15 protein-coding genes and 1 tRNA gene are annotated in these 16119 nt (G+C 69.0%); 10 read left to right on the top strand and 6 right to left on the bottom strand.

Translation table 11 applies throughout. From position 1 onward, the window contains the following. Positions 1–49: 49 nt before the first annotated feature. The 3 genes from grxC to ASF22_RS15670 are packed head-to-tail and all read left to right on the top strand — an operon-like array spanning position 50 to position 1651. A complete protein-coding gene (grxC, locus tag ASF22_RS15680; protein WP_056171797.1) occupies positions 50–310 on the top strand; it encodes a glutaredoxin 3 in 261 nt (86 codons plus the stop codon). Continuing rightward, a complete protein-coding gene (locus ASF22_RS15675; RefSeq protein ID WP_280137419.1) occupies positions 307–1155 on the top strand; it encodes a carbon-nitrogen hydrolase family protein in 849 nt (282 codons plus the stop codon). Before grxC ends, ASF22_RS15675 begins: the two co-directional genes overlap by 4 nt. Before the next feature lie 19 nt (positions 1156–1174). Further along, positions 1175–1651, top strand: coding sequence for a DUF1178 family protein (locus ASF22_RS15670; protein ID WP_056266013.1), 477 nt, complete (start codon positions 1175–1177; stop codon positions 1649–1651). Positions 1652–1656: 5 nt separating this feature from the next. Here ASF22_RS15670 and ASF22_RS15665 read toward each other — a convergent pair whose 3' ends face one another. Next, the gene (locus ASF22_RS15665) at positions 1657–2145 is read right to left on the bottom strand and encodes a disulfide bond formation protein B (protein ID WP_056171792.1); all 489 of its coding nucleotides are present in this window, start codon (positions 2143–2145) and stop codon (positions 1657–1659) included. Between the two features lies 1 nt (position 2146). Continuing rightward, on the bottom strand, positions 2147–2728 hold the full coding sequence (locus ASF22_RS15660; protein WP_056171790.1) for a YqaA family protein: 582 nt from the start codon (positions 2726–2728) through the stop codon (positions 2147–2149). 146 nt (positions 2729–2874) lie between these two features. Between ASF22_RS15660 and ASF22_RS15655 the strand changes: the two genes are divergently transcribed. Further along, positions 2875–2959, top strand: a tRNA-Leu gene (locus tag ASF22_RS15655). Positions 2960–2962: 3 nt separating this feature from the next. On the opposite strand, the gene ASF22_RS15650 is transcribed toward ASF22_RS15655, so the two are convergent. Next, positions 2963–3664, bottom strand: coding sequence for a glutamine amidotransferase (locus ASF22_RS15650; RefSeq protein WP_056266010.1), 702 nt, complete (start codon positions 3662–3664; stop codon positions 2963–2965). A gap of 38 nt (positions 3665–3702) precedes the next feature. Beyond that, positions 3703–4860 (bottom strand): ceramide glucosyltransferase, encoded by a 1158-nt coding sequence (locus tag ASF22_RS15645; protein WP_056266008.1) that lies wholly within the window; start codon positions 4858–4860, stop codon positions 3703–3705. A gap of 159 nt (positions 4861–5019) precedes the next feature. On the opposite strand from ASF22_RS15645, the gene ASF22_RS15640 reads away from it, so the two are divergent. Continuing rightward, positions 5020–5925 carry a histone deacetylase gene (locus ASF22_RS15640; protein ID WP_056266004.1) on the top strand — a complete coding sequence of 302 codons (906 nt, stop codon included), beginning with the start codon at positions 5020–5022 and terminating at the stop codon, positions 5923–5925. A gap of 3 nt (positions 5926–5928) precedes the next feature. Here ASF22_RS15640 and ASF22_RS15635 read toward each other — a convergent pair whose 3' ends face one another. Then, positions 5929–6507 carry a TetR/AcrR family transcriptional regulator gene (locus ASF22_RS15635; protein ID WP_056171782.1) on the bottom strand — a complete coding sequence of 193 codons (579 nt, stop codon included), beginning with the start codon at positions 6505–6507 and terminating at the stop codon, positions 5929–5931. A 94-nt stretch (positions 6508–6601) separates the two neighbouring features. Between ASF22_RS15635 and ASF22_RS15630 the strand changes: the two genes are divergently transcribed. Genes ASF22_RS15630 through ASF22_RS15620 form a run of 3 tightly spaced genes read left to right on the top strand, consistent with a single transcriptional unit; the run spans position 6602 to position 11955 of the window. Continuing rightward, positions 6602–7759 (top strand): efflux RND transporter periplasmic adaptor subunit, encoded by a 1158-nt coding sequence (locus tag ASF22_RS15630; protein WP_082483747.1) that lies wholly within the window; start codon positions 6602–6604, stop codon positions 7757–7759. Beyond that, positions 7756–8838 carry an efflux RND transporter periplasmic adaptor subunit gene (locus tag ASF22_RS15625; RefSeq protein ID WP_056266001.1) on the top strand — a complete coding sequence of 361 codons (1083 nt, stop codon included), beginning with the start codon at positions 7756–7758 and terminating at the stop codon, positions 8836–8838. The genes ASF22_RS15630 and ASF22_RS15625 overlap by 4 nt, the downstream gene beginning before the upstream one ends. Positions 8839–8862: 24 nt before the next feature. Next, positions 8863–11955, top strand: coding sequence for an efflux RND transporter permease subunit (locus tag ASF22_RS15620; protein WP_056265998.1), 3093 nt, complete (start codon positions 8863–8865; stop codon positions 11953–11955). Positions 11956–11969: 14 nt separating this feature from the next. On the opposite strand, the gene tsaA is transcribed toward ASF22_RS15620, so the two are convergent. Further along, positions 11970–12461, bottom strand: coding sequence for a tRNA (N6-threonylcarbamoyladenosine(37)-N6)-methyltransferase TrmO (gene tsaA, locus ASF22_RS15615; RefSeq protein ID WP_056265995.1), 492 nt, complete (start codon positions 12459–12461; stop codon positions 11970–11972). Positions 12462–12610: 149 nt separating this feature from the next. On the opposite strand from tsaA, the gene ASF22_RS15610 reads away from it, so the two are divergent. Together ASF22_RS15610 and ASF22_RS15605 are read left to right on the top strand one after the other, a co-directional pair. Next, positions 12611–14080 carry an AMP nucleosidase gene (locus tag ASF22_RS15610; RefSeq protein WP_210166257.1) on the top strand — a complete coding sequence of 490 codons (1470 nt, stop codon included), beginning with the start codon at positions 12611–12613 and terminating at the stop codon, positions 14078–14080. Between the two features lie 303 nt (positions 14081–14383). Next, entirely contained in the window at positions 14384–16075 is a 1692-nt protein-coding gene (locus tag ASF22_RS15605) for a CHASE3 domain-containing protein (RefSeq protein ID WP_056265990.1), read from the top strand. The last annotated feature ends 44 nt before the right edge of the window (positions 16076–16119 follow it).

Raw genomic sequence — 16119 nt, 5'->3', positions numbered from 1 at the left:
TCTCCGGGCTCGCCTATAAGCGATGTGGAACGCCTTGGGGCCCTGAGACATGAAGCCGGTCACGATCTACACCACCGCCTGGTGCCCTTACTGCTCGGCGGCCAAGAGCCTGCTTCGAGAGAAGGGCATCGTCTTCACTGAGATCGACGTCGAGAAGACGGCCGGCTCGCGCGCCGCCATGGTTCAGCGGGCCGGGGGACGCACCAGCGTGCCGCAGATCTTCGTCGGTGAGAGCCATGTGGGCGGCTGTGACGATCTTTACGCCCTCAACGGCGCCGGCAAGCTCGAGCCGATGGTGTCCGCCTCGTGACGGACGCATCCCGCTTCGTCGCCGCCTGCGTGCAGATGCGCTCGGGACGCGACCCCCTCGCCAACCGCGACGCGGCGGTCGCCCTGGTGCGCGAAGCGGCGGATGCGGGTGCCGATTACGTGCAGACCCCGGAGATGACCTCCCTGGTCGAGCGCAGTAAGGCAAGCCTGTTCGAGAAGGTCACCGGCCAGGACGAAGACCCGACGCTGGCGGCCCTGCGCGAGGTGGCGCGGGAGCGCGGCCTCGTCGTCCAGATCGGGTCGCTCGCCGTGCGCAACGGTGACAAGATCGCCAACCGTGCCTTCCTCATCGATGGGCAGGGGGCGATCACCGCGTCCTACGACAAGGTCCATCTCTACGACGTCGATTTGCCCAACGGCGAGCGCTGGCGCGAATCCGCCACGTATACGGGAGGAGCCTGTGCGGTGGTGGCCGACACGCCGTGGGCACCCATCGGCGTCACCATCTGCTACGACATCCGCTTCCCGGCCCTGTTCCGGGCGCTGGCCGAGGCCGGCGCCGCGATCCTCACGGCGCCGGCGTGTTTCACCCAGCAGACCGGCGAGGCCCATTGGCACGTGCTGCACCGGGCCCGCGCCATCGAGACGGGATCGTTCATGATCTCGGCGGCGCAGGGCGGCCATCACGAGGACGGGCGGGACACCTACGGCCACTCGCTCATCGTCGATCCCTGGGGCAAGGTTCTGGCCGATGCCGGCGGGAACGAGCCCGGGGTGATCCTGGCGGAGATCGACCTGTCCCGCGTCACCGACGCCCGTGCGCGGATTCCGGCCCTCCTGCACGCCCGGCCGTTCACCGTGGAGCGGATCGGGCATTCCGCCTGATCCCGACCCGAGTCCGCCCATGATCCGGTATACCCTCGTCTGCGATGGCAGCCACGCTTTCGAGAGTTGGTTTCCGTCGAGCGAATCCTACGACGACCAGGCCGCGCGTGGGCTGGTGGCGTGTCCGGTCTGCGGATCCGCGCGGGTGGCCAAGGGAATGATGGCCCCGGCCATCGCCCGCACCGATCGTGCGGTGGCTCGCAGTCCCGCTGCCGATGTGCCCGAGGTGGCGCCAGTCCCCGCTCCTGCGCCGACACCCGTGTTCTCGGAGCCCGAACAGCGCGTTCGCGCGCTCATGCGAGCCGTGCGCGAGCACGTCACCAGCACGGCCGACGATGTCGGCACGGCGTTTCCCGAGGAGGCGCGCCGGATGCATTACGGCGAGAGCCCGACCCGCCCGATCTACGGCGAAGCCAGCCTCGAGGAAGCCCGAGCCCTCGTCGAAGAGGGTATCGAGGTGGCGCCCCTGCCGCCCGCCCCCGACGACCGGCACTGACCCCATCAGCGCTTCGCGGCGGCCGTGCCCGAAATGGACGCGAGGACGAACGCCACCACGGCGTTCCAGCCGGCGAGCGAGACGCCCAGGAACCGCCAGGCGGCGGTGGAGCAATCGGCCACCCGCGTGGTCTCGAGGGTCGCGCGGAAATCCGTGACCGTGGCGGGTGCCGCCCCGGTACCCCCGCCGCAATCCGTCGGACCGGCCCAGAGCGCCCACTCGGCGCCGGCGTGATAGACGCTCAACCCGGCGCCGTAGAGCAGCCCGAGGGCAGCCAGGCCCAGGGCAACGCGGCTCAGGCGTTCCGGAAGCACGAGGGCGAGGATCCCGAGGGGGATCGCCGCATAGTACGGAATGCGCTCCTCGAGGCAGAGCTTGCACGGCACGTAGCCAAGCACGAACTGGAAATAGAGCGCCGCCGCCAGGGTCACCACCGCGCCGACGACGAGGATCAGGGCGCTCCGGCGCAGGCGCAGCAGGGTCGCGTAGTTCATCTTACAGAAGCACCTTGAACAGGACGAAGCCGAGGATGATCACCGCGACCGCGATGGCTGCGACGACGTTGAGGTGCCGGTCGAGCACCCCGCGGATCTGAACGCCGTAGCGCCCGAGAAGTCCCGCCAGGAGGAAGAAGCGCGCGCCCCGGGTGACGAGGGACAGAACCACGAACCAGAACAGGTCGTAATGGGCGAAACCCGAGGTGATGGTCACGAGCTTGAATGGGATCGGGGTCAGCCCCTTCAGCAGGATCACCCAATGGCCGTACTCGGCGTAGGACGCCTGGAACGTCGCGGCCTTCTCGGAAAGGCCATAGACCCGGAACACCCATTGGCCGACGGAATCGAACAGCAGGGCGCCGATGGCGTAGCCGAGCACGCCGCCGGCCACCGAGGTCAGAGTGGTGATGAGGGCGTAGAACCACACCCGGTCGGGCCGGCTCACCGCCATGGGCACCATCATCACGTCGGGCGGTACCGGGAAGAACGAGCTCTCGGCGAACGACACCGCGCCCAGCGCCCACGGCGCCGACGGCTTGCCCGCGAGCGCGAGGATCCATTCGTACAGGCGGCGGATCATGGACGGATCATGGGCTTGGCGGAATCCGAATGGATGGGGTGGAAAAGCACTGCCCTTTGAGCATAGGCCAAAGGGCGTGGCGAGCACGCGGCCGTGGAAAATCGCCACTGGCTCGAATCACGAAGGTGTGCCATGAGGCGTTCATCGCGGGCGTGGTGGAATTGGTAGACGCGCCGGACTCAAAATCCGGTTCCGCAAGGAGTGTCGGTTCGATTCCGACCGCCCGCACCATCGTCACGCTCCGGTCTCCAGAAATCGCCTGATCCAGCCGCCGAGGCGTGGTCCGTCGTTGGCTCGCGCCAGCGAGGCGAGGGCTGCTGCGTGCACCGCCGGCTCGTGCGGTACCGCAGGGCTGTGGCCGGCGACGAGGGCCAGGGCGTAGTCGGACGCGAATTCCGGGTGGACCTGGAACGAGATTGCGCGCCGGTCGCGGTAATTGAGGATGCCGTACGGCGTGAAGCTGCTGCCCGCGAGGGTCAGGGTGCCGGGCGGCGGCTCCAGAACCTGATCCTGATGGATCGCCGGGACGGCGATTTCGGTGACGTCGTCCATCCAAGCGGCACGAGCCCGGACCCGGTAGGTGTGCAGGCCGATGCCCCAGCCCTTGGGCGATTTCGCCACCCGCCCGCCGAAGGCGGCGGCCATGACCTGATGACCGAAGCAGATGCCCACCAGCGGCGTTTCGGGCGGCACCGTGCGCAGGAACCCGATGAGGGCGGCGATCCAGGGCAGCGGTTCGCAGACGCCCGCCGGGGACCCGGTGATGAGGTAGGCGTCCTGCTCCGAGGGGCCCGCCGGAAGGGTCCCACGCGCGACGGCATAGTGCGTATAGGCATGGCCGGGCCCGACGAGATCGGCCACCATCCGCCCGTAGGACGGGTAGCGGTCACTCAGGCGCTCGGGCGGATCGCCGGTCTCGAGGATGCCGATCTTCATGACGGGCGGCTTACCAGGGCGCCGGCCGCACCGGAAGCTCAGGCCGCCGTCACCCGGGTGCTCAGGCGGGCCGGTGCCTTCGGTCGGATATCCATGGGGTTGCCGCGCCAGAGAACCGCGCCCCGCATCCAGGCGCCGATCCAGATCACCGGGAAGACGGCGTCGCGGACGAGGAAGGCGAGGAGAAGGCGCGGCCCACGATACCATCCAGCTCGAACCGCGAGGCCGTACTCCGCGCTGTACCAGAGGGTGGCCAGAGCGCACAGCCAACCCGCGAGGGTCGTCGATGGAACCGACAGGAGGGCGATGCCGAAGGGCAGGACCGGACCGGTGCCGATCTCGGGTGCGAAGAACGCCGGAAAGGTGACGCGGCGCAGGCGCGCCCAGCGCAACTGGCGCGCCCAGACTTCGGCGGGCGTTCGCCGCCCCAGGGGCTGCTCGAACGGGCTCGCCACGAGATGGACCCGGGCGCCGGCCGCCCGCACGAGCTTCGTCGCCGCCGCGTCCTCGGCGATCTCGGCCGCGAGGGCGCGGATGCCGCCGCGGGCTTCCAGGAACGGCTTGTGCCACAGCATGCTCTTGCCCTGGGCGAAGCCGAGGCCCACGGCCTCGCCGGCATATTGCCAGCGGGCCTGGAGGGTGTTGAGGAACGCGCATTCGATCTCGGCGCAGAAGCCGTCCGGCCGGGCCCCGATGGGCGTCGAGCAGACGAGGCCGGTGTCGTGACGCCATGCCGACTGGAGCCGCTGGAGATAATCCGGTGGCATCAGGACGTTGGAATCGGCCAACACCACCCAGTCGTGACGCGCCGCCTCCCAGCCGCGGACGCAATTGTTGAGCTTCGGATTGTCGCTGATCCGCTCGTCGCCGACGATGAGGCGCGACGGAATCTCCGGGTGAGCGGCCATCAGGCGGTGGAGCAGGGGCACGATGGGGTCGGCCCGGTCGGCCACGCAGAAGATGAGTTCGTAGTCAGGATGCTCGAGGCGAAAGCCCCGGGTGAGCATCTCCTCGCTGAAGGCCTCGAGGCCGCAGACCGGGCGCACCAGGGAGATCGGCGCTTTCGTGGGGAAGATCGAGGCGCCGCGCCGTCCCCCGAGACGCAGACCCGCCAGCCCGAGGCTGGCGAGGTTGATCAGCGTCAGGGCGAGACACAAGATCAGGGCAAGGTCCGTTCCGGTCCAGGCGTCCATCATGTCCGGGTCTCCCGCGCCGAGGCCGACATCGTGCCGCGCCCCGGTCGTCCGAACGGCCCTAACAGCCCCTCGGCTTCAGTCGTATGACAAGGTCTGCGGGATGGGCGGCGTGGGGGCGGGAATGCGGGGGATGGTCCACGGAGCGGAGGCCGCGGGGGCGTGACGGTCCCGCCCATCGTCTATCACCCGGACTATCAGGCGAGCCTGCCGGACGGGCACCGCTTCCCCATGGGCAAGTACCGCCGCCTGTCCGAGATCCTCCAGGCGCGGGGCCTCGCGCCGGGGGGATTCGTGCGTCCCGAGCCGGCGGATGTGGATCTCATCGCCGGGGTGCACGACCGGGCCTACGTCGAATCCGTCTTCGCCCACGACGTCCCGCGCGCCGTCGCGCGGGAGATCGGGCTGCCCGTGGAAGCGAGCGTGGTCGCGCGTTCGCGGGCCTCCGTCGCCGGGACCCTGCTGGCGGCGCGACTCGCCCTGGCGCATGGCCTCGCGGGAAGCGCCGCCGGGGGGAGTCACCATGCCCGCCGCAGCGGCGGGGCCGGGTTCTGCATCTTCAACGATGTCGCCATCGCGGCCCGTACCCTTCACCGGGAGGGCACCATCGCCCGCGCCGTGGTGATCGATTGCGACGTGCACCAGGGCGATGGCACCGCCGATTGCCTGTCGGGCACGCCGGACCTGTTCACGTTCTCGCTCCACGCCGAGAGGAACTACCCGGCCCGCAAGATCGCAGGCGACCGCGATGTCGGCCTGCCCGACGGGCTCGAGGACGCGGCATACCTCGCCGCTCTAGGAGCCCATGTCGGCCCCCTCCTCGATGCGCTCGCTCCGGATCTCGTCTTCTACAACGCCGGCGTCGATCCCCACCGCGACGATCGTCTCGGTCGCCTCGCCCTCACGGATGCGGGGCTGTCCGCTCGGGACCGCTTGGTCGTCGCGGCGGCGCGATCCCGCAACATTCCCCTCGTGGCGGTGATCGGCGGCGGCTACGCAACCGATATCGATGCCCTCGCGGCCCGCCATGCCGGTGTGTTCGAGGCCATGGCGGCGCAGGCCGCCTGAGCGTCACGCCCGGTCCGGGTCGCCTTTGGGAAGATCCCGCGCGAATCGCTCCATGGCGTCGAACAATCGAGCCAGATCCGCACCCTCGATGGTGTGGAAGCCGAGCGTCCGCGTCAGGAGCAGGCCGAGCGTCGCGAAGGTCAGCACCGCACCCGCGCCGGGGCAGCGGGCGACGTCTTCCATCTGGGCGAGGCGGTCCTTCAGGAATGTGTTGAAGCCTGCGAAGGCCTCGGGATTCTCCGCCGATGCCAGCAGGAGGGCGCGGGGAAATCCCTCTTCGTCGGCGTAGACCTGCCGGACATGGGCGATGAGCGCCAGAGGGAGAGCGGCCGGACCGGGTCCCTGAGCCGCCTCGTGGGCCGCGATGCTGTCGCGGATCATCCCGAGCTTGCGCTCGGCCAGCGCCTGGATCAGCGCGTCTTTCGAGCCGTAATGATGCAGCACGCCGCCCTTGCTCAGGCCGGCCTCCGCCGCCACCGCATCGATGGTCAGGGTGCGTGTCCCCACGCGGCGGATCAGGCGCTCGGCCGCATCGAGGATGATCGCCGGGCGGTCTTCGCGCCGCGTGCGCGGTTTGGTCATCACGTTCCTATTTCTAAAAACCGTCTGGACGGTCGGTAAGATAGCCGATAAGGATCGCCACCGATAGGGTCGCGAGAGGGACGAGCGGGAAGCGATGATCGATTTTTCACCGATCCGATCCTGGCCGGCTCTCCTCGGCGCGGCCCTTTTCGTGACCGTGGCCGTCCTTGCCGCAGTTCCCGTCCCCGCGGCGGCCGACGAGAGCGCTCGTTCTGGCGCGGACAGGATTGCCGGCACCGACAGGAGCCAAGAGCTCGCCCTGGTTCGCACGGTGGTGGCCCAGCGCACCACCATCAGTTCGGACCTCATCTTCACCGGGGACATCGAGGCGCAGTCTCAGGTCAACGTCTCGTTCCGCACCGCCGGCAAGATCGCCAGCCGCCTCGTCGAGGTCGGCGATCACATCCGGGCCGATCAGGTTCTGGCGCGCCTCGATCCGCAGGAGCAGCGGGCCAACCTCGACAACGCGAAGGCGGCGCTGACGTCGGCCGAAGCCCTGCTGACGCAGGCCAAGGTCAGCTTCAAGCGCCAGGAAAGCCTGATGGCCGGCGGCTACACCACGCGGCCGAGCTACGACGACGCCGAGCAGCAGTTGCGCACCACGCAGGCGGCGGTGGAATCCGCCAAGGCGGCCCTCGGCACGGCCCAGGAGCAATTTTCCTACACGGATCTCAAGGCCGGCGTCGACGGAATCGTGCTCAGCCGAACCTTCGAGGTCGGCCAAGTGGTTCAGGCCGGCCAGACCGTGATGGTCATGGCGCAGGACGGCCCGCGCGACGCGGTGTTCAACATCTTCGAGGCGGTGCTGGCGGCACCACCCGAAAGCGAGACCGTCGCCGTCGCCCTCCAGGCCGACCCCAAGGTGACGGCGGTGGGCCGCGTGCGCGAAATTTCGCCGAGCGTGGATTCCGCTTCCGGCACCGTGAGGGTCAAGGTCGGGCTCCAAGCGACCCCGCCGGGCATGAGCCTCGGCGCCGTGGTGATCGGCACCGGCAAGTTCCACGCGCGCCAGGCCATCGTCCTGCCGTGGTCGGCCCTCTACCGCTGGCAGGATGGTCCTGCGGTGTGGGTACGTGATCCGAAGGACGGCACCGTGGCGCCGCGCAAGGTCACCCTGGAGCGCTACGCCCCCGATACCATCGCGTTGGCGGGCGGGATCGAGCCCGGCGAGGAAGTGGTCATCGCCGGTATCCAACTGCTCCGACCGGGCCAGGTCGTCGCCGTCGCCCAGACCCTGGGGGTTGCCCCATGAACCATCACCCCGCTCCTGCCGTCGTGGCTTTCCTCGCGGTCCTCGTCTTGGGGGGCTGCAAGCCGGAGCAGGAGGCCGGTCCGGCCCCTGTTCGCCCAGTGCTGACCACCACGGCCAAATCGGTCGCGACGGAAGTCTTCGGCCCCTTCGCGGGGGTCGTGGCACCGCGCTACCAGTCGGAGATCGGCTTCCAGATCGCCGGACGCATGGTGGCCCGCGACGTGACCGTGGGCGATGTCGTGAAGAAAGGGCAGCGCCTCGCCGCCCTCGATCCCGTCGTGCCGCGCTTCGCCCTGACACGTGCGGAGGCGGACCTCGCCGATGCCGAGGCCCAGGCCGAGAATGCCGGCGCGACGGAGAACCGCCGCCGCAAGCTGCTCGCCGGCGGAAACGTCACCCAGGCTCAACTCGACAGCGCGGTCGCCAGCCGCGACACCGCCCAGGCCCGTCTCGCCCAGGCCCAGTCCAGCCTCCAGAAGGCCCGCGACCAGATCGGCTACACCGAACTCCACGCCGATTTCGACGGCGTCGTCACCGTGCGGTCGGCCGAAGTCGGTCAGGTGCTCAGCGCCGGCCAAGCGGTGCTGACCCTCGCTCGCCCCGAGGAGCGCGAGGCGGTGGTCGACATCCCGGAGGACCTCGTCGGCGCCATGCCGAAGGACGCGGTCTTCACCGTCGCCCTCCAGAGCGCACCCGACGTGACGGCCACGGCCAAGGTCCGCGAGACCGCGCCGTTCGCCGACCGTGTCACCCGGACCCGGCGCATCCGCATGACCCTGCTCGCTCCTTCGCCGGCCTTCCGCCTCGGCTCGACCCTCACGGTCTCCCTCTCGCGGAACGTCGCGCCCCGCTTCGTCCTGCCGGCGACGGCACTGTTGAATACGGATGGCCAGGATTCGGTCTGGCTCGTGGACGCGAGCGGCAAGGCCGTGACCCGCCGTCCCGTTACCGTGACGGGACGGAACGGCAGCCGCGCCACCGTTACACAAGGCCTGGCCGCCGGCGACCGCGTGGTCGTCGCCGGCATCCATTCGCTGAGCGAAGGCCAGGCCGTGCGCCTGCCCGACGCCACGCCGTAACCGGTCGGAAGCGAGACTGACCCCGTGAAGAACTTCAACCTGTCGGAATGGGCCCTGGAGCACCGCTCCTTCGTCTGGTTCCTGATGCTGATCTCGGTGATCGCCGGCGTGCTGGCCTACGAGAAGCTCGGCCGCGAGGAGGACCCGCCCTTCGCCATCAAGACCATGATCGTGCAGGCGCGCTGGCCCGGCGCCACCATCGGCGACACCCTCGATCAGGTGACCGAGCGAATCGAGAAGGAACTGCAACAGATCGACGCCGTCGATTTCAGCCGCTCCTACACCACGCCCGGCCAGGCCACGGTGTTCGTGCAATTGCGCGAGACTACGCCGCCGAAGACGATTCCGGCGATCTTCTATCAGGTCAGGAAGCGCATCGGCGATATCCAAGGCACGTTCCCGCAGGGAATGCAGGGCCCGTTCTTCAACGACGAGTTCGGTGACGTGTTCGGCAACGTCTACGCCTTCACGGCAGACGGCGTCAGCATGCGCCAGCTCCGCGACTACGTGGAACGGGTGCGCGCTGCGGTGAAGTCGGTGCCCAACGCCGGGAAGATGATCCTCCTCGGTGCCCAGGACGAGGTGATCTACCTCGACTTCTCCGTGCGAAAGCTCGCGGGCCTCGGCCTCGACATGAATTCCGTGATCAGAACCCTGCAATCCCAGAACGCCATCACGCCGTCCGGTGTGATCCAGGCCGGGCCCGAGCGGGTCTCCGTAAGGGTCGGCGGGCAATTCATCTCCGAGGACAGTCTCAGGGCCATCAATCTGCGGGTCAACGACCGTTTCTTCCGCCTGTCGGACGTCGCGGAGATCTCACGCGGCTTCACCGATCCACCGACCGCCCTGTTCCGCTTCAACGGCGAGCCGGCCATCGGTCTCGCCATCGCCATGCAGCCATCGGGTAATCTCCTCACCTTCGGCCACGACCTCAAGGCTCGCATGCGCAAGCTCGAAGGCGAGTTGCCCGTAGGCGTCGGCATCCATCTCGTGTCGGATCAGCCCAAGATCGTGGAGGAGGCTGTGGGCGGCTTCACCAAGGCCCTGGTGGAGGCGGTGGTCATCGTGCTCGCCGTCAGCTTCGTCAGCCTCGGCTGGCGCGCCGGCCTCGTGGTCTCCCTGTCGATCCCCTTGGTGCTCGCCATCGTGTTCGTGGTGATGCAGGTGATGGGGGTGACCCTCCAGCGCATCTCCCTCGGCGCCCTCATCATCGCCCTCGGATTGCTCGTGGACGACGCGATGATCACCGTCGAGATGATGGTGGCGCGCCTGGAAGTCGGCGACAACCTCAAGAAAGCCGCGACCTTCGCCTACACCTCCACGGCCTTCCCGATGCTGACCGGCACCCTCGTGACCGTGGCGGGCTTCCTGCCCATCGGTTTCAACGGGTCCTCTGCGGGCGAGTACACCTACAGCCTGTTCGTCGTCATAGCCGCGTCGCTCCTCGTCTCCTGGGTGGTGGCGGTGCTGTTCGCGCCCCTCATCGGCGTGAAGCTCCTGCCGGCGACCATGAAGCACAAGGACCACGACAGGCCCGGTCGCCTGATGCGGATGTTCACGGCGGCGCTGCTCGCTGCCATGCGCTGGCGCTGGACCACGGTGGCGGCCTGCATCGGCCTCCTGGCCGCCGCCATCGTCGGCATGGGCCACGTCCAGCAGCAGTTCTTCCCGGCTTCCGACCGGCCCGAACTCCTGGTCGACATGACGCTTCCGCAGAATGCCAGCATCGCCGAGACCAAGGCCCAGATGGACCGCTTCGAGGCGACCCTGAAGGGCGATCCCGAGATCGCGCGCTGGAGTTCCTATGTCGGCCAGGGCGCCGTACGCTTCTACCTGCCCCTCGACCAGCAGCTCGGCAATGCCTTCTTTGGCCAGATCGTCATCGAGACGAAATCCATCGAAGCGCGCGAGCGCATGAAGACGAAGCTCGAGGCGCTGGCCCGAGACCAGTTCGTGGGCACCGATTTCCTCATCCACTCCCTCGACCTCGGCCCGCCCGTGGGGCGTCCGGTGCAGTACCGCCTCAGCGGTCCCGATCTCCAGGCCCTGCGCGGGCATGCCCTCGCGCTCGCCAACATCGTCGGCGGCAATGCCCACCTCAACGTGCCGACCTTCGACTGGAACGAGCCCGGCAAGGTGCTGAAGGTCGACATCATCCAGGACAAGGCGCGCCAGCTCGGGGTCACGTCCGAGGATATCGCCGGGCTGCTCAACGGCATCGTCGGTGGCCGGGCCATCACCCAGGTGCGCGATTCGATCTACCTCGTCGACGTGGTCGGCCGTGCCCAGGCAGTGGAGCGCAACTCCCTCGACACCCTCCAGACCCTGCAGATTCCGCTGGCCAACGGCAGCGTGGTGCCGCTGCTCGCCTTCGCCACCATCGGCTACGAGCTGGAGCAGCCCATCGTCTGGCGCCGGGACCGCTTGCCGACCATCACGGTCCGCGCCTCCATCGCGGACGGCACCCAGCCCCAGACCGTGGTGACCGAGCTCGACAAGAGTATCACCGCCTTCGGAAAGTCGCTCCCCGACGGCTACACCCTCGCGGTGGGCGGCGCCGTGGAGGAGAGCGCCAAGGGCCAGGGGCCCATCGCGGCGGTGGCCCCCGTGATGCTGCTGACCATGGCGGTGTTCCTGATGATCCAGCTGCAGAGCTTCCAGAAGCTGTTTCTCGTCGCGAGCGTGGCGCCCCTCGGGATCATCGGCGTCGCGGCCGCCCTTCTCCTGTTCGACAAGCCCATGGGGTTCGTGGCGATCCTCGGAATCCTCGCCCTCATCGGCATCATCGTGCGCAACTCGGTGATCCTGGTGACCCAGATCGACGAGTACGAGCGCGACGGGCTGGCTCCCTGGGACGCCGTGGTCGACGCCACCTGCCACCGCATGCGTCCGATCCTGCTGACGGCGGCGGCGGCGAGCTTCGGTCTCGTCCCCATCGCCCGCGAGGTGTTCTGGGGGCCGATGGCCTACGCCATGATCGGTGGCATCCTCGCCGCCACCTTCCTGACCCTGTTCTTCCTGCCGGCCCTCTATGTCGGCTGGTACCGGATCAAGGCGCCGCCGAAGGGCACGCCTCGGAAGACGCATGGCGCCGACGGGCAGGTCCACGCCGCCTGAATTCTTCGGCCTGATCAGTCCGCCCCGGCGCGCTCCACCGTCGCGTCGGGGCGCGAATCCGTCGAGGCGTAATACGGCTTGATGTCGAGGAGCGGCGTGCCGTCGCGACAATCGAGGCCGCGGACCCTGACATGGACGCCGTCGATCCCGAGGTTCTCCACCACCGACAGGGCGATGGGGTTGGGCCGGGCCGGCGAGCGAAGCGAGAACGTGCCCCGGCTCCCGTCGGCATGGCGCGGGCGCTGGCGGATGATGTCGCGGGCGGCCTCGTCCATCCAGTAAAGCACGATGAGATGGCTCGCGCCGGCGAGGTTTTGTAACCCGGGCGTATAGGCCGGATCGAGCACCAGGGTGCAGACCGCATCGGTCTGGAGGCCGTTCTTCGGGCAGTCCCGACGTCCGGGCCACGGCGTGCGGATGCGGCCGATGAAGTACACGCCCGCGTCGAAGGCCTCGGGCAGCGGGATGGTGTCCTCTCCGGGACGGCGTTCGGCGGTCTGCGTCATAGGGAAAGGGCTCCGGCTGAACCGGCATGTCGGATGCTTTGGCACCCCACCGCAACCCTGCGGCCGGTCGCGCCACGCGCGGCGGCGGTGTACAGCCCCGTGTGGGGATTCAGCGAGGAGACACCGTGATCCGCGACGAATTGCGACCGATGGAATCCGTATCCGATCCCGAGACCGCCGTGGACCGGCTCGCCGCCCTACACGCCGGGGCCACGGATGCGCTGCAATCGGCGTTGGCCCGTTACCTCGACGGCGGTCCGGCCCCCGACGCGACGGAGCGGCTGCAATTCCGCTACCCCGAGTTGCGCGTCACCTATCAGCCGTCGGGGCCGATGCCGCAGGTCACCCGCGCGACGGCGAAGTTCCAGGCACCGGGCACCTACGCCACGACCGTGACCCAGCCGGGACATTTTCGCGGGTATCTCCTCGAACAGCTGACGCCGCTGGTCCGCGACTACGGCGCGAGCCTCGAAGTCGGCTTGAGCGCGCAGGAAATCCCGTATCCCTACGTCCTCGAGCCCGGCCTCGATCTCGGGCGAAGCGGAGTCACGCCCCGCGATCTCGCCACCTACTTTCCCGTCCCCCTTCTGTCCGTGGTGGGCGACGAGATCGCCGACGGCCTGTGGCAGGACGCGCCCGACGCGCCGCGCCCCCTGGCCCTGTTCGATGCGATCCGGACCGACTATTCCCTGCGCCGCCTCGTTCACTACACCGGCAGCGACTGGGGCGACGTGCAGCCCTGGATCCTGTTGACGAACTACCATCGCTACGTCGACGGTTTCATCCGCCACGGCCTCGAACGCCTCGCGCGCGGCGACGACGGCTTCGAGCGGATGATCCTGCCCGGCGGCATCTCTGTTTCGCAGGGGGAGGCGGCGTCCGTCGATCCGACGGCGCTCATCGCCGCATCGCCCTGGCACAAGTACCAGATGCCCGCCTATCACCTCGTGGCGCGCGGGCCCGACGGCAGCCAACAGGGCACGACCCTGGTCAATATCGGCGTCGGTCCGTCCAACGCGAAGACCATCACCGATCACCTCGCGGTGCTGCGCCCGCATTGCTGGCTCATGGTCGGCCATTGCGGAGGTCTGCGCCAGTCGCAGACCATCGGCGACTACGTGCTCGCTCATGGCTATCTGCGCCGTGACCGGATCCTCGACGAGCTGGTCCCGCCCGATGTGCCGGTGCCGGCACTCGCCGAAGTGCAACTCGCCCTCCAGGCCGCGGCCGCCAGCGTCACCGGGGAGGCCAGCGACGCTCTCAAGCGCCGCCTTCGCACCGGCACCGTGGTGACCTACGACGACCGGAACTGGGAACTGCGCTTCTCCCAGGAGCGGCGGCGGATCAACCTGTCGCGCGCCATCGGCGTCGACATGGAGAGCGGCACCGTCGCGGCCCAGGGCTACCGCCTGCGGGTCCCCTACGGCACCCTGCTGTGCGTGTCGGACAAGCCGCTCCACGGCGAGATCAAGCTGCCGGGCGCCGCCAACGCCTTCTACGAGCGTGCCGTCGCCGAGCACCTCCTCATCGGTCTCTCGGCCCTCGATATCCTGCGCGCCGACCGTCACGGCCTGCATTCGCGCAAGCTGCGGAGCTTCGACGAACCGCCGTTCCGCTAAAGCTGCGCTCGACCACGTTGGGCCGGGACACATCGCGAGGCCTGTGTTTTGGCGCGCTTTTTTCCGCCGAACCGGCTCGACTTCGGCTGAGAGCGCCCTCGTGCACCCACGATCGTGCCGGACCGGCGCCGGCCCGAAGCGCTTGCCTGCGGGTGGTTCGCGCAGCGACGCGCCTGCGCTTCCCTAACAAACTTTAGGACAGTTCACCGTTTGGTGAGGCAGGGGTGCGATTGCCGAGGAACCCCCATTCTCCCACCGTGCCCGAGACTCGGTGCCGGGGAGGACCTCACCAAGGCAAGTGTCATGTTGGCGCGAATCCGTAACCTCAGAATCGCAACGAAGATCGGCGCGGCCCTCGCGCTGATCGTCCTCGTCGCCGTCGCCTCATCCGTCATGACGCTGCGCAACATGGCTGTCGTCTCGGAAACGGGCCGTTGGGCGGAGCACACCCACGCGGTCCTGGGCGAGATCAGCCGCCTCACCGGTGCGATGGTCGATCGGGAAACCGGCGTCCGCGGCTTCCTCATCTCGGGCGATGACGCTTTCCTGGCCCCCTTCACCGCCGGGACCCGGACGTTCGAGGCTTCCCTGGCCTCGGCCCGCACGCTCACCGCCGACAACGCGGCGCAACAGGAGCGCCTGGGTACGCTCGGCGACCTGGCGCGTCGGTGGCACGACGAGGTCGCCCAGCGCGAGATCCGACTGATGCGCGATCCTGCGACGCGGGAGGAGGCGCGCGGGCTCGAAGCCTCCGGGATCGGCAAGGCAGGCATGGATGCGTTCCGCGCCAAGGCCACGGAAATCGCCGGGGTGGAGTCGGCGCTACTCAAGATTCGCGCCGAGGAGGCCGTTCGGGCGAGCGATGCCGCCTGGCTCACCAGCGTGCTCGGTTTGGCCGGCATGGTGCTCATCGCCGGGTTGGCCCTGGTGCTGCTCCAGATCGGCATCGGCCGCCCCATCGACGGCATGACGCGCACCATGAGCCGCCTTGCCGGCAACGATCTCACCGTCGCTGTTCCGGGGCTCGGGCAGCGCGACGAGATCGGCGCGATGGCGCAGGCCGTGTCCGTCTTCAAGGACACCATGATCCGGACGCGTCAGCTCGAAGCGGACGCCGAGCTGGCCCGCGCCGGGGTCGAAGCCCAGCGCAAGGCCGCCATGCGCGAACTCGCCGAGTCCTTCGAGGGTGCCGTCGGCGGCATCATCACCGCCGTGTCGTCGGCCTCCACGGAACTGCAGGCCACCGCACAGTCCATGACCGTGACGGCCTCGCAGACGAGCAGCCAATCGAATCAGGTGGCCGTCGCCGCCGATCTCGCCGCCACCAACGTCACGATGGTGGCCGCCGCCGCCGAGGAACTCGGAGCGTCCGTGCAGGAGATCGGTCGCCAGGCCGATTCGGCCGCAAGCCTCGCGAGCGGTGCGGTGGAGCAGGCGGCCGAGACTGCGGGTCTGGTCGCGGCCCTGAGCCGGGGCGCCGCCAAGATCGGCGATGTCGTCGGTCTGATCACCACCATCGCGGGCCAGACCAACCTGTTGGCGCTCAACGCCACCATCGAGGCGGCGCGCGCAGGCGAGGCCGGACGGGGCTTCGCCGTCGTCGCCACAGAAGTGAAGGAACTCGCCGGTCAGACGGCGCGGGCCACGGAGGAGATCACGCGCCAGATCGGCGAGATCCAGGCCGCCACCCATCAGGCCGTCTCGGCCATCGACGGCATCGCCGGTCGCGTCCGCGAGATGAGTTCCGTGGCGACTACCATCGCCGCCGCCGTCGAGGAGCAGGGCGCCGCGACCCAGGAGATCGTGCGCAACGTGGCCCAGGCCGCCGTCGGCACCAACGAGGTCACCGCCAATATCGGTGGCGTCGCGACGGCCGCTGCCGGCACGGGCGAGGCCGCCGGCCACGTGCTCACCGCCGCCTCGGACCTCTCGCGCCAGAGCGAGCATCTCGGCTCGGAAGTCGGACGTTTCCTCGCCACCGTGCGGGCGGCCTGAGCCGGCGTCTCCCCCCTGGCCTGACGTTAGAGAAGTCCCGGTCA

The sequence above is a fragment of the Methylobacterium sp. Leaf87 genome (assembly GCF_001422775.1).
Taxonomy (GTDB): domain Bacteria; phylum Pseudomonadota; class Alphaproteobacteria; order Rhizobiales; family Beijerinckiaceae; genus Methylobacterium.
This window is presented reverse-complemented; position numbering and strand designations above follow the sequence as displayed.